General features: G+C 70.3%; 22 protein-coding genes. 11 read left to right on the top strand and 11 right to left on the bottom strand.

The annotated features are described in order from the left end of the window. Positions 1-37 precede the first annotated feature (37 nt). The 9 genes from ACSHT8_RS04010 to ACSHT8_RS04050 all read right to left on the bottom strand — a co-directional run bounded on the left by ACSHT8_RS04010 (position 38) and on the right by ACSHT8_RS04050 (position 7,357). On the bottom strand, positions 38-2,740 hold the full coding sequence (locus ACSHT8_RS04010; protein WP_436497776.1) for a fumarate reductase/succinate dehydrogenase flavoprotein subunit: 2,703 nt from the start codon (positions 2,738-2,740) through the stop codon (positions 38-40). Then, complete coding sequence (locus tag ACSHT8_RS04015) at positions 2,737-3,465, bottom strand: ABC transporter ATP-binding protein (RefSeq protein WP_436497778.1); 729 nt, start codon at positions 3,463-3,465, stop codon at positions 2,737-2,739. Before ACSHT8_RS04015 ends, ACSHT8_RS04010 begins: the two co-directional genes overlap by 4 nt. Beyond that, positions 3,462-4,241, bottom strand: a complete 780-nt coding sequence (locus ACSHT8_RS04020) for an ABC transporter permease (protein WP_436497780.1) — start codon at positions 4,239-4,241, stop codon at positions 3,462-3,464. The genes ACSHT8_RS04015 and ACSHT8_RS04020 overlap by 4 nt, the downstream gene beginning before the upstream one ends. Before the next feature lie 2 nt (positions 4,242-4,243). After that, entirely contained in the window at positions 4,244-5,644 is a 1,401-nt protein-coding gene (locus ACSHT8_RS04025) for an ABC transporter substrate-binding protein (RefSeq protein ID WP_436497782.1), read from the bottom strand. 11 nt (positions 5,645-5,655) lie between these two features. Beyond that, positions 5,656-5,883, bottom strand: coding sequence for a 4Fe-4S dicluster domain-containing protein (locus ACSHT8_RS04030; RefSeq protein ID WP_436497784.1), 228 nt, complete (start codon positions 5,881-5,883; stop codon positions 5,656-5,658). Between the two features lie 70 nt (positions 5,884-5,953). Next, positions 5,954-6,034 carry a putative leader peptide gene (locus ACSHT8_RS04035; RefSeq protein ID WP_436501990.1) on the bottom strand — a complete coding sequence of 27 codons (81 nt, stop codon included), beginning with the start codon at positions 6,032-6,034 and terminating at the stop codon, positions 5,954-5,956. After that, positions 6,031-6,564, bottom strand: a complete 534-nt coding sequence (locus tag ACSHT8_RS04040; RefSeq protein WP_436497785.1) for a GntR family transcriptional regulator — start codon at positions 6,562-6,564, stop codon at positions 6,031-6,033. The genes ACSHT8_RS04035 and ACSHT8_RS04040 overlap by 4 nt, the downstream gene beginning before the upstream one ends. Next, positions 6,531-6,767 carry a GntR family transcriptional regulator gene (locus ACSHT8_RS04045; RefSeq protein ID WP_436497787.1) on the bottom strand — a complete coding sequence of 79 codons (237 nt, stop codon included), beginning with the start codon at positions 6,765-6,767 and terminating at the stop codon, positions 6,531-6,533. Before ACSHT8_RS04045 ends, ACSHT8_RS04040 begins: the two co-directional genes overlap by 34 nt. A 203-nt stretch (positions 6,768-6,970) precedes the next feature. Next, the gene (locus tag ACSHT8_RS04050; protein ID WP_436497789.1) at positions 6,971-7,357 is read right to left on the bottom strand and encodes a VOC family protein; all 387 of its coding nucleotides are present in this window, start codon (positions 7,355-7,357) and stop codon (positions 6,971-6,973) included. 135 nt (positions 7,358-7,492) lie between these two features. On the opposite strand from ACSHT8_RS04050, the gene ACSHT8_RS04055 reads away from it, so the two are divergent. After that, on the top strand, positions 7,493-8,104 hold the full coding sequence (locus tag ACSHT8_RS04055; protein ID WP_436497791.1) for a mycothiol-dependent nitroreductase Rv2466c family protein: 612 nt from the start codon (positions 7,493-7,495) through the stop codon (positions 8,102-8,104). Here the strand turns inward: ACSHT8_RS04055 and acs are convergent. Then, on the bottom strand, positions 8,101-9,933 hold the full coding sequence (acs, locus tag ACSHT8_RS04060) for an acetate--CoA ligase (protein ID WP_436497794.1): 1,833 nt from the start codon (positions 9,931-9,933) through the stop codon (positions 8,101-8,103). The genes ACSHT8_RS04055 and acs overlap by 4 nt on opposite strands. A gap of 147 nt (positions 9,934-10,080) precedes the next feature. Here acs and ACSHT8_RS04065 point away from each other — a divergent pair, with 147 nt between their 5' ends. From ACSHT8_RS04065 to ACSHT8_RS04100, 8 genes are all read left to right on the top strand, one after another. Then, positions 10,081-11,148: a sensor histidine kinase gene (locus ACSHT8_RS04065; protein WP_436497796.1), complete on the top strand. Its 1,068-nt coding sequence runs from the start codon at positions 10,081-10,083 to the stop codon at positions 11,146-11,148. Further along, the gene (locus tag ACSHT8_RS04070; protein WP_436497798.1) at positions 11,148-11,921 is read left to right on the top strand and encodes a LytR/AlgR family response regulator transcription factor; all 774 of its coding nucleotides are present in this window, start codon (positions 11,148-11,150) and stop codon (positions 11,919-11,921) included. Before ACSHT8_RS04065 ends, ACSHT8_RS04070 begins: the two co-directional genes overlap by 1 nt. Next, the gene (locus ACSHT8_RS04075) at positions 11,921-12,271 is read left to right on the top strand and encodes a hypothetical protein (protein WP_436497800.1); all 351 of its coding nucleotides are present in this window, start codon (positions 11,921-11,923) and stop codon (positions 12,269-12,271) included. The genes ACSHT8_RS04070 and ACSHT8_RS04075 overlap by 1 nt, the downstream gene beginning before the upstream one ends. After that, entirely contained in the window at positions 12,268-14,031 is a 1,764-nt protein-coding gene (locus ACSHT8_RS04080) for a cation acetate symporter (RefSeq protein WP_436497802.1), read from the top strand. The genes ACSHT8_RS04075 and ACSHT8_RS04080 overlap by 4 nt, the downstream gene beginning before the upstream one ends. A 66-nt stretch (positions 14,032-14,097) precedes the next feature. Continuing rightward, on the top strand, positions 14,098-14,445 hold the full coding sequence (locus ACSHT8_RS04085) for a DUF485 domain-containing protein (protein WP_436497804.1): 348 nt from the start codon (positions 14,098-14,100) through the stop codon (positions 14,443-14,445). Between the two features lie 41 nt (positions 14,446-14,486). Beyond that, the gene (locus tag ACSHT8_RS04090; protein ID WP_436501991.1) at positions 14,487-16,061 is read left to right on the top strand and encodes a solute symporter family protein; all 1,575 of its coding nucleotides are present in this window, start codon (positions 14,487-14,489) and stop codon (positions 16,059-16,061) included. A 95-nt stretch (positions 16,062-16,156) separates the two neighbouring features. Next, entirely contained in the window at positions 16,157-16,750 is a 594-nt protein-coding gene (locus ACSHT8_RS04095) for an RNA polymerase sigma factor (RefSeq protein WP_436497806.1), read from the top strand. Then, complete coding sequence (locus tag ACSHT8_RS04100) at positions 16,747-17,622, top strand: hypothetical protein (protein WP_436497808.1); 876 nt, start codon at positions 16,747-16,749, stop codon at positions 17,620-17,622. Before ACSHT8_RS04095 ends, ACSHT8_RS04100 begins: the two co-directional genes overlap by 4 nt. A 45-nt stretch (positions 17,623-17,667) precedes the next feature. Here the strand turns inward: ACSHT8_RS04100 and ACSHT8_RS04105 are convergent, their stop codons facing one another. Further along, positions 17,668-18,603, bottom strand: a complete 936-nt coding sequence (locus ACSHT8_RS04105) for a methionyl-tRNA formyltransferase (RefSeq protein WP_436497810.1) — start codon at positions 18,601-18,603, stop codon at positions 17,668-17,670. Positions 18,604-18,729: 126 nt separating this feature from the next. Here ACSHT8_RS04105 and ACSHT8_RS04110 point away from each other — a divergent pair, with 126 nt between their 5' ends. Together ACSHT8_RS04110 and ACSHT8_RS04115 are read left to right on the top strand one after the other, a co-directional pair. Further along, positions 18,730-20,067: a lysine N(6)-hydroxylase/L-ornithine N(5)-oxygenase family protein gene (locus ACSHT8_RS04110; RefSeq protein WP_436497812.1), complete on the top strand. Its 1,338-nt coding sequence runs from the start codon at positions 18,730-18,732 to the stop codon at positions 20,065-20,067. A gap of 39 nt (positions 20,068-20,106) precedes the next feature. Continuing rightward, positions 20,107-21,123, top strand: a complete 1,017-nt coding sequence (locus ACSHT8_RS04115; RefSeq protein WP_436497814.1) for an iron-siderophore ABC transporter substrate-binding protein — start codon at positions 20,107-20,109, stop codon at positions 21,121-21,123. The last annotated feature ends 18 nt before the right edge of the window (positions 21,124-21,141 follow it).

Below are 21,141 nucleotides of genomic sequence, written 5' to 3' on the forward strand. Positions count from 1 at the left end.
CACACCCTACGCGGTGTGCCCGCCCGGCTCCATCAGGTCACCGCACCGCCACCTCGATGTCGGACAGCGCCCGCCGCGCGTAGGCCCGAACGTCGGCGTCCCCATCAGCCAACGCGCCCTCCAGTGCCGCCGCGACCGCCGGATCCGCCACCCACGAAGCCAGCGACTGCACCGCGGCTTTGCGCACGTCGGCGTTGCCGTCGCCCAACGCCAGGACCAGCGGCTCGGTCGCTCCCGCCGGGCCGAGCGCCCTGGCCGCGCCCACGCGGACCTGCCAGGCCGCATCGGTGGTCGCCGCCGCGGCCAAGTCCGCCAGGGGCGACGGGGTGCCGACCACGGCGGCCGCGGTGAAGGACTCGGCGCGGACCAAGGCGTCGAGGTCCGCCGCCAGGGCCGCCAAGGTCGGCGCCGCGGCCGGGTCAGCGACCTGGGCCAGCCCCGCCGCCACGGCGACGCGGACCTCGCGGGAGGAGTCCGCGGCGGCGGTGGCGATCAGGTCGGCGGCGTCGAGGGAGACCAGTCCGCGGATGGCCTCGATGCGGACAGGCACCGACGGATCCCGCAACAGGCCCGCGAAGGTGTCGCGGGCGCCAAGGCGCAGGACACGCAGCGCTGTCAGCGCCACCGCCCGCACCTCGCCGTCGGCCGAAGCGGTGGCCGAAGCGAGCGCCGAACCCAGCTCAGGGGTCGGCGCGATGACCTCGATCAGCTCCACCAGCGCCGCCCCCGCCGCCTGCCGCACCGTGTAGTGCACGTCGCCCAGGGCCTCGACCAGCGCCGATCCCACACCGTCCGGCGCGGCCTCGCCCAACACCGCGATCGCCACCCGCCGCACGTCGGCGTCCACATCGGACAGATACAGGGCCAGGTCCGCCAGCGTCGGCTCCTCGTCGGCCAGCGCCAGCACCTCCAGCACCTTCGGCGAGTCCACCACCCGCCCACCGGGCCTGCGCACCGACGACGGCGTGCGCGCCGGAGCCAGGTTCAACTCACCGAGGAAGTGCGACGAGCGGTCCGACGGCACGGTGAACCCGTCCACCGGCACCACATAGGGCGCCACCGGTCGCTTGATGAACTCCATCCCGCCGCCCGCCGACTTGCGCAGGTTCAGGTGGTACATCCACTCCGCGTCGTCGCGGCCGGGATGGTCGAGACGGTCGTGGTAGAGGCCCCAGCGGGACTCCGTGCGCACCAGGGACGACCGGGCCGCCATCTCCGCGCAGTCCCGGATGAACGTCACCTCCGCGCACCGCATCAGCTCGTGCGGGGTCCGCGCCCCCATCCCGGCGATCTCCTCCGCCATCCGGCCGAACGTCTCGACCGCGATCTCCAGCTTCGTCGACGCCTTCGGCGGGGCCACGTAGTCGTTGACGAAACGCCGCAGCTTGTACTCGACCTGCGGCTGCGGCGGGCCGTCCGGGTTGCGCAGCGGCCGGTAGATCAACTCGTGCGCCGCCGCGATCTGCTCCTCCGGCAGCGACGTCGGCGCCACCGCGTGCGTCGAGGCGTGCGCGCCCGCGAGGTCGCCGAAGACGAACGCGCCGATCATGTAGTTGTGCGGCACACACGCCAGGTCACCGGCGGCGTAGAGGCCGGGGACGGTGGTGGCGGCGTTCTCGTCGACCCACACCCCCGACGCCGAATGCCCGCCGCACAGGCCGATCTCGGAGATGTGCATCTCCACGTCGTGGGTCCGGTAGTCGTGGCCGCGGCCCTCGTGGAACGTGCCGCGCGTGGGCCGCTCCGTGGTGTGCAGGATGTTCTCCAGCGCCGAGATCGTCTCCTCCGGCAGGTGCGACAGCTTCAGGTACACCGGGCCGCGCGGCGAACCGATCTCCCGCGCCACCTCGGCCATCATCTGCCCCGACCAGTAGTCGCAGTCGACGAACCGGTCGCCCTCGGAGTTGACCTGGTAGCCGCCGAACGGGTTGGCCACATAGGCGCACGCCGGACCGTTGTAGTCCTTGATCAGCGGGTTGATCTGGAAGCACTCGATGCCCGACAGCTCCGCGCCCGCGTGGAACGCCATCGAATAGCCGTCCCCGGCGTTCGTCGGGTTCTCATACGTGCCATACAGATAGCCGCTCGCGGGCAGCCCCAACCGTCCACACGGGCCGGTCGCCAGGATCACCGCGCCCGCGCGGACCGTGACGAACTCGCCCGTCCGGGTGTTGAACCCGACCGCGCCGACCGCGCGCCCACCCTCGGTGAGCACCCGCACCGGCATGACCCGGTTCTCGATCTGGATCTTCTCCCGCATCTCCTTGCGCCGCAGCACCCGGTACAGGACCTTCTTGACGTCCTTGCCCTCCGGCATCGGCAGCACATAGCTGCCCGACCGGTGCACCTTGCGCACGTGGTACTCGCCGTGGTCGTCCTTCTCGAACTTCACCCCATAGCGCTCCAGCCGCTGCACCATCGCGAACCCGCGCGTCGCGGTCTGGTGCACGGTGCGCTGGTCGACGATGCCGTCGTTGGCCTTGGTGATCTCCGCGACGTAGTCCTCCGGGGTCGCCTTGCCGGGGATGACGGCGTTGTTGACCCCGTCCATGCCCATCGCCAGCGCCCCGGAGTGGCGCACGTGCGCCTTCTCCAGCAGCAGGACCGACGCGCCGTGCTCGGCGGCGGTGATCGCGGCCATCGTGCCCGCCGTCCCGCCCCCGATCACCAGCACGTCACACGCCAACTCCACCCGCTCGTCCACCGCGGGAGCCACGAACCCGGGCTGGGACTCGCTCACGCCGCCTCCGCCATCACACCGAGAGCCGAGAGGATCTCGGCCTTCACCGACCCCGTGTCCGCGTCCGCGACACGCGGGAACGGCGACTCCACGATCCGCGCCACCCGGCCCGACCGGTCCAGCACCGCGATCCGGTCACCCACATACAGCGCCTCGTCCACGTCGTGGGTCACGAACACCACCGTCGTCGGATGCGCCTCCCAAACCTTCACCAGCAGCCGCTGCATCGACGCCCGGGTCTGCGCGTCCAGCGCGCCGAACGGCTCGTCGGCCAGCACGATCCGCGGGGTGCCCGCCAGCGTGCGGGCCAACTGCACCCGCTGCCGCATCCCGCCCGACAGCTCCCGGGGCAGCCGCCGCTCATATCCCGCGAGGCCGACCTTCTCGATCCACTCCACGGCCCGCGCCCGCCGCTCGGCCTTCACCACACCCCGGATAGCCAGGGGCAGCTCGACGTTGCGCTGCACGGTCCGCCACGGCAGCAGGCCGTCGTCCTGGAACACCAGCGCCCGCTCCGCCGACGTGCCGCGCACCGGGCGCCCGTCGACCAGGATCTGCCCGCCGCTGGTCGGCAGCAGCCCCGCCAACGCGCGCAGCAGCGTCGACTTGCCGCACCCCGACGGGCCGACCACCACCAGGATCTCACCCTCCCGCACCGCCAGGTCCAGTTCGGACAGCACCGAGGCGCGGCCGTAGCCCAGCCGCACACCCCTCAGGTCGATCATGACCGCTTCTCCCTCGGTAGCCAGCGCGTCGCGCGGCGGCCCGCCAACTCGACCGAGGCCGAGGTGAGCCAGCCGAGCAGGCCGATGGTGATCATCCCGACGAGCACGCCGGGGTAGTCGACAACGGTGTAGCTCTGCCAGGTCCGGTAGCCGACACCGAACTGGCCGGAGATCATCTCCGCGGAGATCACGCAGATCCACGCCACCCCGATGCCCACCGACAGCCCGCTGAACACCCCGGGCAGGGCGCCGGGCAGCACCACGTTGACCAGCACCCGCCGCCGCCCGCCGCCCATGGTGCGGATGGCGTCCTCCCAGGAGGTCGGCAGCGCGCGCACGGCGTGGCGGGTGCTGACCATGATCGGGAAGAACGAGGCGACGAAGGTGATGAAGACGATCCCTTCCTCGTTGGTCGGGAACAGCAGGATCGCGATGGGCACCAGCGCGATCGCCGGGATCGGCCGCACCACCTCGAACACCGGCTGCAGGATGTCGTGGACGAGGTTCGAGCGGGCGATCGCGACGCCCGACGACACGCCGAGCACCACGGCCAGGGCGAACCCGGCCAGGATCCGGCCGAGGCTGCTGCCCAGGTCCTGGTAGTACTCGCCGGTCCCGGCCGCCGCCCAGAACCGCTCGGCCACCTCGACCGCGGTCGGCAGCTGGTCGAACCGCACCCACAGCCGCACGTCGGCGGCGGTGAGCAGCTGCCAGGCGAGCAGCGCCGCGGCGAGGGAGGCGATCCGCACCGCCCAGCGCACCGTCGGGGACGTCATGGCTAGCTCGCCGCCAGCGCGTCGGCGTAGGACACCACGGCCGAGCCGGGGTGCTTAGCCACGTAGGCGTCGGCCGTGGCGGGCGCGGCGAACGGCACGGGGCCGGCGGCCGGGTCGTTGACCCACACCGCGTGGTCGGCGTACCAGCGGGTGCCGGTGACCGCGTCGGGGACGTAGGCCACGCGGATCTTCTTGCCCGCGGCCTGCTGCTGCTTGACGAACTTGAGCAGGCACCTCGGGTTGGCGGCGGGCTGGGTCTTGTCCTCGCCGTCGACCCACGTCTCACCGGCCGTGGCCGGGTTGTCTACCGCGATGCCGCACGCGGGGTCGGTGCCGGTGATCTTCGCCGGGTTCACCGTCGACGCGGCGTCCTTGTCGTAGTCGGCGCCGTAGGCCGCGCGCAGGGGTGCGTCGTCGATGAACTTGACCGTGTCGAGCTCGTCGATGTTGCCGATGGACTTGAGGAACGGCACGTCCTCGCGCAGCGCCGCCCGCAGCGGCTCCTTCAGCGTGACATCGAAGGTGGATACGCCGTTGGGGCCGTTGTAGAGGTAGACGACCTCGGCGGGGAGCCCGGTCGCCTCGGCCACCGACTTCGCCGCCGCCAACGGGTTCTCGTGCAGGTACTTCGTCGCGTCGAGCTGCGCGCCGAGGAACTCGGCCAGCACGTCGGGCTGCGCCGCGGCGAACGGCTTGCGCACCACGACACCGTGCAGCGTGGGCTTGTTCAGGGTGGCGCCGTCGTAGAGGAGCTTGGCCTGCTTGGCGAACACCAGCGCGCCCGGCCACGCCACGAACTGCGACAGCGCCGCCACATTGCCCGCCTGCAGCGCCGACGCGCCGACCGCGGGCTGCTGGTTCTCCACCGTCACCCCGGTCTTCGGGTCGATGCCGTCGGCCTGCAGCGCCTGCACCAGCAGGCCGTGCGCGGCCGAGCCGACGCTCGTGGACACCGTCTTGCCCTTGATGTCGGCCAGCGTCCGCGCGGCGGAATTCGTCGGCACCACAACGGAGTTGAGTCCGCCGCGCAGGTTGTAGCCGGTCACCGAGACGATCTTCGTGCCCTTGTCGCCCAGCTTCTGCGCGCGGGAGCCGTTGATAAGCAGCGGGTAGTCGCCCATCGACCCGATGTCGATCTTCTCGGCGATCATCTGCGCGGTGATCGGGGCGCCGGTGTCGTAGTCCTGCCACTCCACCGCGTACTTCTTGCCGGTGCGCTTGCCCAACTCGGCCAGCCGCTTCTCGAAGTACCCCTGCGCGCGCAGCAGCGTGCCCGCGGTGACGGTGTTGATGGTCTTTGACTGGTAGCCGACGACGACCTTCACGGTGTCGCTGTCGGCGGCACTGGTCGAGCAGCCCGCCAGCGCGGTGGCGGCCAGCAGCAGGGCAAGTGTCTTACGCATCAAGGGTTTCCTCATCGCAGCAGGTAGGGCATGTTGACGGTGACCGCGCCCGTGGGGCAGCGCGCGGCGCACGGACCGCAGTACCAGCACTCGTCGACGTGCATGTACGCCTTGTCGGTCTTGGTGTCGATCGCCAGCGAGTCCAGCGGGCACATGTCGACGCACAACCGGCAGCCGGTGATGCACAGCGACTCGTCGATCACCACCGGGACGTCGACGCGGTTCTCGGCCAGGGCCATGGCGGTCTCCTCATGAGGGCGTGCGGGAACCACACCGGAGCGCGCGGCGCCGGTGCGGGGATGGGGTGGATCAGTGGCCGCTACAGAGGCAGCTGGCCTGCCGACGCAGGTCGACATGGACGCGCGAGTAGAGCGCGAGGCGTCGGATCATGACCGCGACACCCGCGCGGACATGGTGAGCCGGTCGCCGCGGAACCGGACGAACTCCAGGTCCACCGGGCGGCCGTCGTCGAAATGGGTGAGCCGCTCCAACAGCAGCAGCGCGGCCCCCCGCGGCGCGTCGAGCACCGCGGCGGTGTGCGGGTCGGCGTTGACCGCCTCCAGCGACAGCTCCGCGGTGCCCAGGCCGCGGCCGGTGGTCTCCTCGATCAGGCAGAAGATGTCGCGGTTGACCAGGTCCTCGTCGAGCAGCGGCCCACCGACGTCCATCGGCAGATACGTCAGATCCAGGGAAAGTGGAAGCCCGTTGAGCCTGCGCAGCCGCTCGATGTAGACGACGTCACCGTCCACCTCCAGCCGCTGCGCCACCACCTTCGGCGGCGACACCCGACCAGCCGACCGGACCTCGTTGGTGATCGTGCCGTGCTCGTTGAGGGTCTCGGCCAACCCGAGCAGCCGGTCGAGCCCGTGGGCGTACTTGCGGGCGGTCACCACCGTGCCCACCCCCTGCCGCCGCTCCACGATGCCTCGCACCGCAGCAGGTCCAGCCCCTCGCGCACGGTGTTGCGGGAGACACCGAACTCCTCACACAGCAGCCGCTCGTCAGGCAGCACCTGATAGTCCCCGCGCAGGATCTGCCGCCGAACCGCGTCCGCGACAAGCCGCGCACGGTCCGACCGAAGCCGCCGCGCCCCGGCGAACGGGACCGCCGCGCTGCTCGACATGGATCACTCCGGGGGTGTCGTGGTGGGTACGACTAGGGAGTGAACCAGCAACCCGCCAGGTTCGGGACACCCACGGAGTTACGCCACCCCAGCAGGCCCGAAAATGCGGTGTGAACTGGGGATTCCCGGGCTCGCCCGAGAGATCCGCCAGGTCCACTTTATGAGACGGCCATCCCGGCCGCCGAACCGTTTTGTCCGGACATTTAGGACTTCGCGGTCTCCCACAGACCCATCACATTGCCCTCAGGATCAGCGAAGTACGCCGCGAACCCCATGTCCCCGACAGCGATCTTCTCATTCACCGTCTTGCCGCCGTGCTTGCCGACCTCGGCCAGCGCGTCATCGATGCTGTCGACGTCGATCACGAGCACCGGGGTGGGGGCCCACTGGGACTCATCCCTGGCGAACATGCCGCCGTTGATGTACCCCGACTCGGTCGGCCCCTGCTCGCCGCTGGGCCCGGTGGACACGATCGTGTAGTCCATCTCCGGCATCTCTTGGATCTTCCAGCCGAAGACCTCCTGGTAGAAGGCCTTGGCCCGGCCGCCGTCGCCGAACGGGACCTCGAAGTGCACGACACGCCCACTCATCTGCCTTACCTCCTTCGGCTCGTCCATCGAGCCTAAGCCCGCCACGCCCGATTGGTCCGCTGTGGAAGGCCCGGTATTGGAACTGTGCCGACCCGATCACGGCCAATAACGTGCGGGGCGATGAAGGAGGTCCGCGTGAGCACGGTGGACATGTGGTTCGACCCGAAATGCCCGTGGGCGTGGATCGCCTCACGGTGGCTGCTCGAAGTGGAACAGGTGCGCGAAGTGGGTGTGCGCTTCCACGTCCTGAGCCTGGCCGCACTGAACGAAGACCGCGAGGTCGAGGACTGGTACCGCGAGTGGCTCGACAGCGCATGGGAACCCGCCCGGGTCGCGAAGGCCGTCGAGCAGAACCACGGCCCGGATGACCTGAGGGCGTTCTACACCGCCGTCGGCAACCGCATCCACCTCGAACGACGACCGTTGGACCAGGGCCTCTACCTCGACGCCCTCACCGAAGCGGGCCTGCCCACCGACCTCGCCGACGCCGCCAAGGACACAGACCTGGACGACGCGATGCGCGCGGGCAACGCCACCGGGCTGGGCCCGGTGGGGGAAGACCTCGGCACCCCTGCCATCCACGTAACCGACGACGACGGCGAGACCACCGCCTTCTTCGGTCCCGTGGTCAGCCCCACCCCACGCGGCGAGGCGGCGGGAAAGCTGTGGGACGGGGTGCTGCTGGTGGCGGGCACGCCCGGATTCTTCGAACTCAAACGCGCCCGCGCCCGACCCCAGGTCACCTAAGCGAGTCCCTTGGCGATCAACTCCATCACCGACGAGTCGGCCAACGTCGTCGTGTCCCCGACGGCCCGGTTCTCCGCCACATCGCGCAGCAGCCGTCGCATGATCTTGCCCGAGCGGGTCTTGGGCAGCTCCGGCACGACAAGCACCTGCCGCGGCTTGGCGATGGGCCCGATCTCCTTCGCCACATGGTTGCGCAGCTCCTCAACCGCCCCATCCGCGCCACCACGCAAGATCACGAACGCGACAATGCCCTGCCCAGTGGTCTCATCCGCCGCCCCCACCACCGCCGCCTCAGCGACACTCGGATGCGACACCAGCGCCGACTCGACCTCAGTAGTCGAGATCCGATGTCCGGACACATTCATCACGTCATCCACCCGGCCCAGCAACCAGATATCACCATCGGAGTCATACTTCGCCCCATCCCCGGCGAAGTAGAACCCGGAGAACCGGGACCAATACGTCTCACGGAATCGCTCCGGGTCACCCCAGATGCCCCTCAACATCGACGGCCACGGCTTGTCCAACACCAGATACCCGGTCTCACCGGGACCCACCGGCACGCCGGAGTCGTCCACGATCGACGCCCCGATCCCCGGCAACGCCCGCTGCGCCGACCCAGGCTTGGTCTCCGCGCCGGGCAGGGGGCTGATCATCATCGCCCCGGTCTCCGTCTGCCACCACGTGTCCACGATCGGACACCGCCCGGCGCCGATGTGCTCGCTGTACCAGAGCCACGCCTCCGGATTGATCGGCTCACCCACCGAGCCCAACACCCGCAGCGACGACAAGTCGTACGCGGCGGGAATGTCCGCGCCCCACTTCATGAACGTGCGGATCAACGTCGGCGCCGTGTAGTAGATCGTCACCCCGTACTTCTGGATGATCTCGAAATGCCTGCCCTGATGCGGCGTGTCCGGCGTGCCCTCATAGATCACCTGCGTCGCGCCATTCGCCAACGGCCCATACACGATGTAGGAGTGGCCCGTCACCCACCCGACGTCCGCGGTACACCAGTACACGTCGCTCTCAGGACGCAGATCGAAAACGACACTGTGGGTGTAGGCGGCCTGAGTCAGATACCCGCCACTGGTGTGCAGAATGCCCTTGGGCCGCCCCGTCGTCCCCGAGGTGTAAAGAATGAACAGCGGATGCTCGGCGTCAAAGGACTCCGGGACATGCGTGTCCGACTGCGCGTCGACCAAGTCGTGCCACCACAGATCCCGCTCCGACCAGTCCACAGAGGACCCGGTCCGCCGGACCACCACCACATGCTCGACCGAAGTACCAGCGACAGCCTCATCCGCCCCAGGCTTCATCGGCACCGCCCCACCCCGCCGGAACTGCCCATCGGCCGTGATCAGCACCCGAGCCGCCGCGTCCTCGATCCGCGACCGCAGCGCCGCGGGGGAGAACCCGCCGAAGACCACCGAGTGCACCAGCCCGAGCCGCGCACACGCCAGCATCGCGACCACCGCCTCCGGGATCATCGGCAGTTGGATCGCCACCCGGTCCCCGGCCACCAGCCCCAACGACGCCAGCCCGTTGGCCGCCCGAGACACCTCCCGCTGCAACTCGGCGTAGGTGATGGCGCGGGACTCGCCGGACTCGCCTTCCCAGTGGATCGCGACCCGCGACCCCAACCCGGCCTCGACATGCCGGTCCACACAGTTGTAGGCCACGTTGAGCCTGCCCCCGACGAACCACCGCGCGACCGGCGCCGCCGACCAGTCCAGCACGTTCGACCAGGACGAAGCCCAACTCAGCCGCCGCGCCTGCCGCGCCCAGAACTCGTCCCGGTCGGTGTCCGCCTCGGTGTACAGGTCCATCGCCGCTCCCGCCATCCAGGGTCTGTGGCGGCCCACGGTAGGAATGGGCGCTGCCCGAACGGCACCGCGCGCGACGGACGGTGCGGGTCCGGGGACGAACGGTCGATGAGTGGTGGCACCCGGCCAGGCGTCCCCTAACATCGACCCATGTCCGTGCCTGCGCAGCCGCAGACCCGTTCCTGGACGCCGTGGGCGACCAGGGCGGACGCGGCCGCCGTGCTGGGCACCGCCCGCCAGATCGCCGACGACCTGTCCGACGGCCTGGCCGGGACCAAGGTCCGCTCCGTGGTGCGCGGCGTGCGCAAACTCCTCGACGTCGACGGTGTCGGCCTCGCCGACCTGTCCGGTCATCCGGTGTGGTCGGGCAAGCTCGCCCCTGCCGACCGGGTCGCCGCGCTCGTGCAGGAGGTCATGCACTCCGAGACGAGGGCGGGCAGGCCGCCGCTGCAGGCAGTGCCGCTGCACGTGCACGACGAACTCGCTGGTGTGTTGATCGTCCACGGCGCGGCCCGGGCCGCCGCGGTGCGGGAGGTCGCCGAGTGGATCGTCGCCGCGCTGGAGCGGGCCAGGCTGGAGGCCTCCGCCGAGTACGCCGCGCAGGCCGAGCTGCGGGCGCTGCGCGCGGAGATCTCCCCGCACTTCGTCTACAACGCACTGACGGTCATCGCCTCGCTGGTGCACTCCGATCCCGACCGGTCCCGCGAGCTGATGCTCGACTTCGCCGACTACAACCGGTATAGCTTGGCCAGCCACGGCGAGTTCACCACCCTGGCCGACGAGTTCCACGCCATCGAGACCTACCTGGCGCTGCAGCGGGCCGTGCTCGGCGACCGGCTGCGCGTGCAGATCCGGGTCGCCCCCGAGGTCCTGGCCGTGACGATCCCGTATCTGGTGTTGCAGCCATTGGTGGAGAACGCGGTCCGCCACGGCATCGAGCCCCGGGCGGGGGACGGTGTGGTGCAGGTCCGCGGTGAAGCGGAGGGCAACGACTGCGTGATCAGCGTGGAGGACGACGGGGTGGGCATGGACCCGGCGGTGGCCGAGGCGGTGCTGGCAGGCCACGGCAGCGCGGGCAGCATCGGGCTGGCCAATGTGGACCGTCGACTGCGCAACGTATACGGCGCCTGGTACGGGCTGGTCGTGGAGACCGCGCCCGAGGCCGGGACCAGGGTCGTGGTGCGGGTGCCGGTGTTCCAGCCGGGGGTGACGCCCTGATGCGGGTCCTCGCCGTCGACGACGTCAAAGCCGCGCTCGACGAACTGTGCAGGCTGCTGCGCGCCGCCCCCGAGGTCGCCGAGGTCGCCGCGGCCGGTGACGCGCTCACGGCGCTGCGGATGATCGAGGGCGGCCAGTTCGACGCGGTGTTCCTCGACATCTCCATGCCCGGGATGAACGGGCTGGAGCTGGCGTCGCTGCTGTCGAAGCTGAGCAAGCCCCCGGTGATCGTGTTCGTCACCGCCTACGACGGGCACGCGGTGTCGGCCTACGGCATCGGTGCGGTCGACTACCTGCTCAAACCCGTCCGCGCCGAACGCCTCGCCGCGACCATGTCCCGGGTCGCGCGGATGGTGGCCCCGGTCAGCCCGGCCGCCGCGCCCGCGACGCCGTCGGAATCGGTCAAGCCCGACGCGATGCCGGTGCTGCCGGTGGAGGCCGACGGGCGCATACGGTACGTGCGGCGCACCGACGTGGAGTTCGTCGAGGCCCAGGGCGACTACGTGCGGCTGCACACCCGCTCCGGGGTGCACCTGGTGCGGATGCCGATCTCGCGGCTGCTGGAGTACTGGGAGAGCAACGGCTTCGCCCGCGTGCACCGCGGCTACCTGGTGGCCATCGACGCGGTGCGGGAGTTGCGCAGCGACTCCGTGGGCGGGATGCTCGCCCACACCGACGTCGGCGACGTGCCGGTGAGCCGCCGCCACGCTCGTGAGCTGCGGGAACGGCTGCTGCACGCGGCGCAGCGCGGTGAGCTGGGCGGGCGGGCCTGATGCCGTCGCGCCGCGTCGCCGTCACCAGCCCGCAGACCAGGCTCGCGCACGCCCGCCGCCGCGTGCTCACCGCGTGGCGCCCGCCGGTGCTTGACCCGTCGGACGTGCAGCACGCCATGCGGATCTACACCGCCCAGCGCCGCCGCGCGTTCCTCCCGTTGATCCTGCTGGTCCTGCTGCTGCTCGGGCTGCCCGCGCTGCTGGCGGCGTTCCCCGGGCTCGACGAGGTGCGGCTGCTGGGCATCCCGGTGTCGTGGCTGGCCATGGCCACGCTGCCCTACCCGCTGATGGTCGCCCTCGCCGCCTGGCAGCTGCGCAGGGCCGAACAAGCCGAAGACGACCAGGCGTGATCGCGTTCCTGTCGGTAGCCCCCGTCGTGCTGGTCACGCTCCTCATCGGACTGCGCGGCATCGCCGCCATGCGCACCACGTCGGACTTCCTCGTCGCCTCCCGCCGGGTGTCGCCGCTGCTGAACTCGGCGGCGGTGTCGGGGGAGTACCTGTCGGCGGCGTCGTTCCTCGGCGTGGCCGGGCTCGTCGTCAAGGACGGCATGGGCGCGCTGTGGTACCCGGTCGGGTTCACCGCCGGGTATCTGGCGATGCTGGTGCTGGTGGCCGCGCCGATGCGCCGGTCGGGGGCGCTGACGGTGCCCGACTTCGCCGTCGCGCGGCTGGCCTCGCACTCGCTGCGCAAACTGTCCGCGGTGGTCGTGCTGGTGATCGGCGGGCTGTACCTGGTGCCGCAGTTCCGCACGTCGGGGCTGGTGCTGTCGGCGGTCAGCGGCAGCGACTACTGGGTCGGGGTGGTCATCGCCGCCGCCGCGGTCAGCATCACCCTGGCGCTCGGCGGTATGCGCGCGGCCACCTACGTGCAGGCGTTCCAGTTCTACCTCAAGCTGATCCTGTTCCTCGTCCCCGCCGTGTGGCTGCTCATCCAGGCCGGGCCCGCCGTGCGGCACGAGGCCGTGCACCCGGTCGAGTTCACCCACTTCGCCAAGGACACCCCGGTCGACTTCCAACTCGACGTCACCCTGGAGATGCGCGACCCCACCACCGTCGTGCGCCCCGACGGCACCCGCGAGACGCTGGCGCCCGGCGAGCTGCGCGCCCCGGCGGGCACCACCCTCACCTTCGCCGAGGGCACCCCCGTGCCGCAGCCGCGCGGCGGTGCCGCGCCCGGCGGACCCGGCTGGCAGCGGCCGCTGCTCGACCTGCGCCACGCCGGGTATCCGCTGCTGGGCACCTGGGCCATCCTCATCGCGACCATGCTCGGCACCATGGGCCTGCCGCACGTGCTCGTCCGCTTCCACACCAGCCCCGACGGCCGCGCCGCGCGCCGCACCGCGGCGATCACGGTGGGCCTGCTCAGCATCTTCTACCTCATGCCCGGCATCTACGGGACGCTGGCGAAGGTCCTGGTGCCGCAGCTCTACCTCGCGGGCACCACCGACACCGCCGTCGTCGCCCTGCCGTCCCAAGTGGAGGGCGGCGGCTGGGGCAACGTGTTCACCGGGCTGCTGACCGCCGGTGCGTTCGCCGCGTTCCTCGCCACCTCCCTCGGGCTGCTGCTGGTCGTGTCCGGCGCCATCGCCCACGACCTGCTGCCCGGCGGGCTGAACCGGTTGCGCGGCACCGTGTTCGCCGCGGCGGCGGCCGTGGTCATGCTGGCGCTGCCGTCGGCGCGCATCGACGCGGGCGTGCTCGTCACGTGGGGGTTCACCGTCGCCGCGTCGACGTTCTGTCCGCTGCTGGTGCTCGGGATCTGGTGGTCGCGGCTGACCAAGGCGGGGGCGATCGCCGGGGTCGCGGTCGGGCTGCTCGCCTCGGCGGGGGCGATCGCGGTGACCCTGTTCGGCGGTGAACTGTCCGGCTGGCAAGCGATCCTGGTCGCCCAGCCCGCTCCGTGGTCGGTGCCGCTGGCCTTCGCTACGATGATCGGAGTATCGCTGTTCGGCCGTCCGCCGTCGTGGGCCGCCGCGGCCATGCTGCGCCTGCACATCGGCGAGCAGCACACCGCCCGCTCCGGCCCCGGACGTGACCTGGGCCACTCATCCTGGCAAGCGCGCCGTTCGTCCGCCGTTCGTCGCATCACTCGACGTCTGGGCCGCTGACCCGAACCCTCGCGGTGTGATCTTCCTACGGTCACGGGAAACCCCATCCCCATGACGGAGGCCGCGATGACAGTCACCGAACCCGAGGTCCACCCTCCGGACCAGCACCCGGCCTGGACGGAGATCCAGGCGAGTCCGGAGTTCGTGTCACTGCGCAGGCGCCTGCGTCGCTTCGTCTTCCCGATGACGGCGCTGTTCTTCGTCTGGTACATGGCCTACGTGCTGCTCGCCGACTACGCCCACGGGTTCATGTCGACCAAGCTGTGGGGCAACATCAACGTCGGCCTCGTGCTCGGCCTGCTCCAGTTCGTCTCCACCTTCGCCATCACCGCCCTGTACGTGCGGCACGCGACCAAGCACCTCGACCCGGCCGCGGAGAAGATCCGCCACGACATCGAGGGAGACCTGTCGTGAACCTGGCCGCGCAGGTGGCGGGCAACAACCCCGTCCTCAACATGGCGATCTTCGGCGTGTTCGTCGCGATCACCCTCGTGGTGGTGTTCCGCGCCAGCCGCAACACCAAGACCGCCGCCGACTACTACGCCGGGGGCCGCTCCTTCACCGGCCCGCAGAACGGCGTCGCCATCTCCGGCGACTACCTGTCCGCCGCGTCGTTCCTCGGCATCGCCGGTGCCATCGCCCTCAACGGCTACGACGGCTTCCTCTACTCCATCGGGTTCCTCGTCGCCTGGCTCGTCGCGCTGCTGCTCGTGGCCGAACTGCTGCGCAACACCGGCAAGTACACGATGGGCGACGTGCTGGCCTTCCGGATGCGCCAGCGGCCGGTGCGCGCCGCCGCCGCGACGTCCACTTTGGTCGTCTCCTTCTTCTACCTGCTGGCCCAGATGGCCGGTGCGGGCGGGCTCGTGGCCCTGCTGCTCGGCATCACCAGCAAGACCGGCCAAGCCGTCGTCATCACCCTCGTCGGCGTCATCATGATCGTGTACGTGCTGGTCGGCGGCATGAAGGGCACCACGTGGGTGCAGATCATCAAGGCCGCGCTGCTCATCACCGGCGCGCTCGCCATGTCGATCTGGGTGCTGGCCAAGTTCGGCTTCAACTTCTCCGCCGTCCTCGGCGGCGCCGTCGACGCGGCCAACACCGAGGCCGTTCTCAACCCCGGCGCCCAGTACGGCAAGACCGAGACCAGCAAACTCGACTTCGTCTCCCTGGGCCTGGCGCTGGTGCTGGGCACCGCGGGCCTGCCGCACATCCTGATGCGCTTCTACACCGTGCCCACCGCCAAGGAAGCACGCCGCTCGGTGGTGTGGGCGATCTGGCTGATCGGCATCTTCTACCTGTTCACCCTCGTCCTGGGCTACGGCGCGGGCGCGCTCGTCGGACCTGAGGCCATCAAGGCCGCCCCCGGCAAGGCCAACTCGGCCGCGCCGCTGCTGGCCGAGGCACTGGGCGGGCCGGTCCTGCTGGGCCTGATCGCCGCGGTCGCCTTCGCCACCATCCTCGCCGTGGTCGCGGGGCTGACGATCACCGCGTCGGCGTCGTTCGCCCACGACATCTACGCCAACATCATCAAGAAGGGCCAGGTCGACGACAAGGCCCAGGAGGTGCGCGTCGCCCGCATCACCGCGGTGGTCATCGGCGCGGTCGCCATCGTCGGCGGCATCGTCGCCAACGGGCAGAACATCGCGTTCCTGGTGGCGCTGGCCTTCGCCGTCGCCGCGTCGGCGAACCTGCCGACCATCGTGTACTCGCTGTTCTGGAAGCGGTTCAACACCTCCGGCGCGCTGTGGAGCATCTACGGCGGCCTGATCTCCAGCATCGTGCTGATCGTGTTCTCGCCCGCCGTGTCGGGCAAGCCCGCGACGGCCGCGACCCCGTCGATGATCAAGGGCGTCGACTTCCACTGGTTCCCGCTGGAGAACCCGGGCCTGGTGTCGATCCCGCTGGCCTTCTTCCTCGGCTGGTTCGGCACCGTCATCTCCAAGCGCGGCGCCGACGCCGCCAAGTACGCCGAGATGGAGGTCCGCGCGCTGACCGGCGCCCACGCCGAGAAGGCGACGGCGCACTAGGAGAGGGGAGTGCTGGAGCGGGTCGTCCCCCGGGCGGCCCGCTCCCGTGCGTAATCTGGCAACACTTGGGCCGCTGCCGGTCACTAAGGGGCATGATGACCGAGCGGGTCCACGACCCAGACGACCGCGCACTGTGGTCCAGAGCGGCGTCCGGGGACGAATCAGCCTTCGGCACCCTCTTCGACCGCCACGCCAGAGCGGTCTACAACCACTGCTTCCGCCTCACCGCGTCGTGGGCGGCGGCGGAGGAACACCTGCAGAACACGTTCCTGATGGCGTGGCGCAAACGCGGCAGCGTGGTGCTGGAGAACGAGTCCGCCCGGCCGTGGCTGCTGGCGGTGGCGACCAACGAGGTCCGCGGCTGGCGGCGGACCCTGGCCCGGCGCGTCCGGCTGTTCGACCGGCTCCAGCCCGAGCCGCCCGTCCCGGACCACGCCGACCACGTCGCCGAACGCGTCGACGACCAGCGGCGCATGGCCGACCTGCTCGCCGCGGTGAACAAGCTGCCCCGCAACGAACGCGAAGCACTCGCGCTGTGCGTGTGGTCGGGGGTGTCCTACGCCGAGGCCGCCGCCGTGCTCGGCATCGCCGAGGGCAGCGTCCGCGCCAGGGTCAGCAAAGCCAAATCCCGCCTGACCCGCCTGGTCACCCCCACCCAGCTCACCGTCGCCTACTCGGAGGACCGATGAACACCACGCCCCCCGTCGAGCGCGACCTCCCGCTCGACCGCCACCTCGCCATCCGCTCCGAGCTGCTGCGCGCCACGCGCACCGCACCACGCCGCCGTGTCGTCCCGATGGTCAGCGCCGCCGCCGCGTTCGCCGTGATCGCCGCCGCAGCGGTCTTCGTGTCCACCCAGCGCGGCGAACCATCAATGACCCCCGGCGCCGAACCCACCGCCGAACCTCCCCAACTGGGCACGACGGGCAGGCCGGGCGTCTACGCGCCCACGCTGCCGAATCTCCCGAAGGCCGAGCGCGCGGAGATCGAACAGGGCTGCGCCCAGCCAGCGACAGGGCAGAAGCCCGCGAAGCTCTACAACCTCATCACCGACGGCGCGGGCAAGGTCGGCCTGCTCTACACCGAGGACGCCGCGCTCGAGTGTTCGATCGGCGGACCCGGTATGCCGTTCAACCCCGGCAGCGCGGGCGTGCGGTATCGGAACTGGTTGCCCGGCGTGATCGGCGTCGATGTCATGAGCGCGTCGGCGGGCGGTGACGTGCCCGGTGGCAAGCGCGAGTACCGGGGTAAGCACGGCACGCAGACCGTGGCGGGCCGCATCAGCGAAGTGGTCGCCAGGGTCACCTACACCGAGGGCGACACGACCGTCGACGCGGTGATCGCCAACGGCACGTTCATCGCCCGGATCGTGCGGCCCACCACCTGGGCCATCCCCGAGGACACCCCGCCGGGCGTCGTGCGCGCCTACGGGGCCAACAACGACCTGCTCGCGGCCACCGACGACCCGGTGTTGCGGAACCGGTGCTGGCTGCTGCCCGACGGCACCAGGCTCACCGACGGCACCGACCCGGACTGCCTGACCGCCGTCCACTGGGGCTGACGGCCGACCCCGGACGCGCCGCACGAGTGCGGCGCGTCCGCGAGGTCAGTTCAGGTAGCCGCCCATCGTGCGGAAGTAGTCCGTGGCGGTCAGCTCCGTGCCGTCGTCGAGGCGCACCCGCTCGACGACCAGCGCCTTGCTGTGGCCGCGGCGGGCTTCGGCGCCCGCGACGATCGCCACGCCATCGCCCTCGCGGATGAAGATCCGGCCCGGCGTGCCGCCGTAGTTCGCCCGCGACACCGACGCCTTAAGGATCCGCAGCCGGCGGCCGTTGTGGAAGGTGAACGCGTTCGGGTACGGGTCCGACAGCGCCCGGACCAGCCGGTCCAGCTCCTCGGCCGACCACGTCCAGTCGATCTTGCTGTCCTCGACGGCGCGCTTGTGGAAGAAGGTGGCCTTCGAGCGGTCCTGCGGGGTGAGGACCGCGGTCCCGGTGGCGATCAGGTCCAGCGACTCGCTGACCACGGGGCCGATCAGGTCGATCGTCTTGTGGAACAGGTCGGTCGTGGTGTCCCGCTCGCCCACCGGGATCGCGCGCTGCAGGACGATCGCGCCCGCGTCGAGCTCGTCGTCCATCATGTGGGCGGTCAGGCCCACCTCCTTCTCGCCGTTGATGAGGGCCCAGATCAACGGGGAGAAACCCGCGTAGGCGGGCAGCAGCGAGTCGTGCACGTTGAGCGTGCCGTGCCGGGGCAGGGTGAAGATCTTCGGCGGGATGTAGGTGCGCCAGTTGTTGGCCACGATCAAGTCCGGCTCCACCGCCTGCAGCCGCGCCATGACGTCGGCGTCCGGGCGGTTGCGCAGCATGACCTCCACGCCGTGGTCGGTGGCCAGGTCGGCGACCGAGTCCGACCAGATGCGCTCGTAGGCGTGGTCGGACTTCGGGTGGGTCACGACCAGCGCGACCTCGTGGTCGGAGTCCAGCAACGCCCGCAGCGTCCGGTGACCCCAGGTCTGGTAGCCGAACATGACGACCCGCATGGGCCCCTCCTTGTGGTGGTGCACGTCACCCGGTCGGGTGAAGCTTAGCCTAGCCTAACTTAGGCTAGGGTGACCTTCGTTCGAGCGTGAGTCACACACCATCGGATCTGACGAGGGGTAGCGAAGATGCAGGGCGACGACACACCGGTCCACGACATCGTCGGCGTTGGCTTCGGCCCGTCCAACCTCAGTCTGGCCATCGCGGTCGCCGAGGCCAACGCCTCCGGCTCGCGTCCGGTGACCGCCCATTTCCTGGAACGCCAGGCGAGTTTCGGCTGGCACCGGGGAATGCTCATCGACGACGCCACCATGCAGGTGTCCTTCCTCAAGGATCTGGTGACACTGCGCAACCCGGTGAGCGAGTTCAGCTTCCTGTCCTATCTGCACAGTCGCGGCAGGCTGATCGACTTCGTCAACCACAAGACGCTTTTCCCGCTGCGCGTGGAGTTCCACGACTACTTCGAGTGGTGCGCGGCCAAAGTGGACGATCAGGTCAGCTACGGCCAGGAGGTCGCCGCGGTCAACCCGGTCACCATCGACGGCAGGGTCGAGTACTTCGACGTCGTGTCCCGCCCGACCACCGGCGGCCGGCCGCGCACGCTGCGGGCGCGCAACCTGATCCTCGCGACCGGCCTGCGGCCGAACCTCCCCGACGGCGTGCGCACCAGTGACCGCGTGTGGCACAACAGCACGCTGATGCGCGACATCGACACCCTCGATCGGGACTCCGCGTCACGCTTCGTGGTGATCGGCGCCGGTCAGAGCGCCGCAGAGGCGACCGCCCTGCTGCACACCCGCTTCCCCAACGCCGAGGTGTGCTCGGTGTTCTCCCGCTTCGGCTACAGCCCCGCCGACGACAGCGCCTTCGCCAACCGCGTGTTCGACCCCGCCGCGGTTGACGAGTTCTACCTCGCCCCCGAGGACGTCAAGCGCAAGATCATGGGCTACCACGCCAACACGAACTACTCGGTGGTCGACATCGAACTGATCGACGACCTGTACCGGCGCGTGTACCAGGAGAAGGTCACCGGCCGCGAGCGACTGCGCATGTTCAACGTCTCCCGCCCGACCGAGATCACCGATCACGGCGACGGCGTGCGGGTCACCGTGGAGTCGATGACCACCGGCGAGCGCACCGTGCTCGAAAGCGACGTCGTCGTCTACTCCACCGGCTACCGCGGCGACGACTCCCTCGCGCTGCTCGGTGACCTGGCGGCCGACTGCGCCCGCGACGAGCAGGGCCGCCTGAGCATGACCCGCGACTACCGGGTGCGCACCGCCGCCGACATCGCCGCGGGCATCTACGTGCAGGGCGGGGCCACCGAGCACTCTCACGGCATCACCTCGTCGCTGCTGTCCAACAACGCCGTGCGCTCCGGCGAGATCCTGCGGTCGATCCTGCGGGCCGACCACCCCGAGGTCCACCTGGCCGAACTGGCCATGAGCGGACCTGGCGCCGCGTAACAAGTTTCCGCAGTAAACCCCCGAAAGGCAGACACCCCGATGTCCCCAACCAGCAAGCGGACCCGGTTCGCCGCGCTGCTGCCCGCCATGGCCCTGGCCGTGGCGCTGGCAGGCTGCGGCAAGGCCGACCCGGCCCCGGCGGGCGCCCCCGCGCCCACCTCGGCCGGAGCCGCCGCGTTCCCGGTGACCGTCGAGCACAAGTACGGCAGCACCGAGATCAAGGCCGAGCCCAAGAAGGTCGTCACGCTCGGCCTGTCCGACCAGGACGCGGTGCTCGCGCTCGGCGTCAAGCCGGTCGGGGCCGTGGCGTGGTTCAAGGAGGAGCCCTTCGGCAAGTGGCCGTGGGTCAAGGACCTGTGGGGGGCGCAGGCGCCGCAGATCGTCGGCGAGCGCGACGAGTACAACCTGGAGAAGATCGCGGGCCTGGCGCCCGACCTGATCATCGCCCAGTACTCGGGCATGAAGAAGGAGCAGTACGACACCCTGTCGCAGATCGCCCCGGTGGTCGCCCAGCCCAAGGGCAACGAGGACTACCAGGCGCCGTGGCAGGACATGACCCGCGCGATCGGCAAGGCGCTGGGCAAGTCGGCCAGGGCCGACGAGCTGATCGCCGGGATCAGCAAGCGGTTCGAGGACGTGCGCAAGGCCAACCCGGACTGGGCGGGCAAGACCGTCGCCGTGGGTGAGCCGGTCGAGCCGGGCAAGTTCTCGGCGTTCTCGCCGAAGGACCCCAAGACGGTGTTCCTCACCGAGATGGGCTTCACCACCTCCGAGAAGTTCCGCGCCGCGGTGGGCACGCAGAACGTCGCCGACTTCTCCTTCGAGAAGTTCGACGTCATGGACGGCGACCGCCTCGTGTGGCTGGGCCCGGCCGAGGCCGAGCAGCTGCTCAAGGCCGACCCGCTGTACGCCAAGTTGAAGGTGGCACAGGAGAAGCACGACGTGTTCCTGCCCTACGAGAACCCGGACATCGGCGCGGCGCTGTCGTTCAACACCGTCTTGAGCATTCCGTACGCGATCGACCAGGTCGTACCGAAGCTCCAGGCCGTCAAGTAACTCCAGGAAGGTAAGCGC

It is taken from the genome of Actinokineospora sp. HUAS TT18 (assembly GCF_051364635.1).
In the GTDB taxonomy this organism is placed as follows: Bacteria; Actinomycetota; Actinomycetes; order Mycobacteriales; family Pseudonocardiaceae; genus Actinokineospora.

Bases quoted from the DNA above. Each gene is read 5' to 3' on its own strand.
- ACSHT8_RS04015 (WP_436497778.1), bottom strand. From the start codon at position 3,465: ATGATCGACCTGAGGGGTGTGCGGCTGGGCTACGGCCGCGCCTCGGTG.
- ACSHT8_RS04020 (WP_436497780.1), bottom strand. From the start codon at position 4,241: ATGACGTCCCCGACGGTGCGCTGGGCGGTGCGGATCGCCTCCCTCGCC.
- ACSHT8_RS04025 (WP_436497782.1), bottom strand. From the start codon at position 5,644: ATGCGTAAGACACTTGCCCTGCTGCTGGCCGCCACCGCGCTGGCGGGC.
- ACSHT8_RS04030 (WP_436497784.1), bottom strand. From the start codon at position 5,883: ATGGCCCTGGCCGAGAACCGCGTCGACGTCCCGGTGGTGATCGACGAG.
- ACSHT8_RS04035 (WP_436501990.1), bottom strand. From the start codon at position 6,034: ATGATCCGACGCCTCGCGCTCTACTCGCGCGTCCATGTCGACCTGCGT.
- ACSHT8_RS04045 (WP_436497787.1), bottom strand. From the start codon at position 6,767: ATGTCGAGCAGCGCGGCGGTCCCGTTCGCCGGGGCGCGGCGGCTTCGG.
- ACSHT8_RS04050 (WP_436497789.1), bottom strand. From the start codon at position 7,357: ATGAGTGGGCGTGTCGTGCACTTCGAGGTCCCGTTCGGCGACGGCGGC.
- acs (WP_436497794.1), bottom strand. From the start codon at position 9,933: ATGGACCTGTACACCGAGGCGGACACCGACCGGGACGAGTTCTGGGCG.
- ACSHT8_RS04065 (WP_436497796.1), top strand. From the start codon at position 10,081: ATGTCCGTGCCTGCGCAGCCGCAGACCCGTTCCTGGACGCCGTGGGCG.
- ACSHT8_RS04070 (WP_436497798.1), top strand. From the start codon at position 11,148: ATGCGGGTCCTCGCCGTCGACGACGTCAAAGCCGCGCTCGACGAACTG.
- ACSHT8_RS04075 (WP_436497800.1), top strand. From the start codon at position 11,921: ATGCCGTCGCGCCGCGTCGCCGTCACCAGCCCGCAGACCAGGCTCGCG.
- ACSHT8_RS04085 (WP_436497804.1), top strand. From the start codon at position 14,098: ATGACAGTCACCGAACCCGAGGTCCACCCTCCGGACCAGCACCCGGCC.
- ACSHT8_RS04090 (WP_436501991.1), top strand. From the start codon at position 14,487: ATGGCGATCTTCGGCGTGTTCGTCGCGATCACCCTCGTGGTGGTGTTC.
- ACSHT8_RS04095 (WP_436497806.1), top strand. From the start codon at position 16,157: ATGACCGAGCGGGTCCACGACCCAGACGACCGCGCACTGTGGTCCAGA.
- ACSHT8_RS04100 (WP_436497808.1), top strand. From the start codon at position 16,747: ATGAACACCACGCCCCCCGTCGAGCGCGACCTCCCGCTCGACCGCCAC.
- ACSHT8_RS04105 (WP_436497810.1), bottom strand. From the start codon at position 18,603: ATGCGGGTCGTCATGTTCGGCTACCAGACCTGGGGTCACCGGACGCTG.
- ACSHT8_RS04110 (WP_436497812.1), top strand. From the start codon at position 18,730: ATGCAGGGCGACGACACACCGGTCCACGACATCGTCGGCGTTGGCTTC.
- ACSHT8_RS04115 (WP_436497814.1), top strand. From the start codon at position 20,107: ATGTCCCCAACCAGCAAGCGGACCCGGTTCGCCGCGCTGCTGCCCGCC.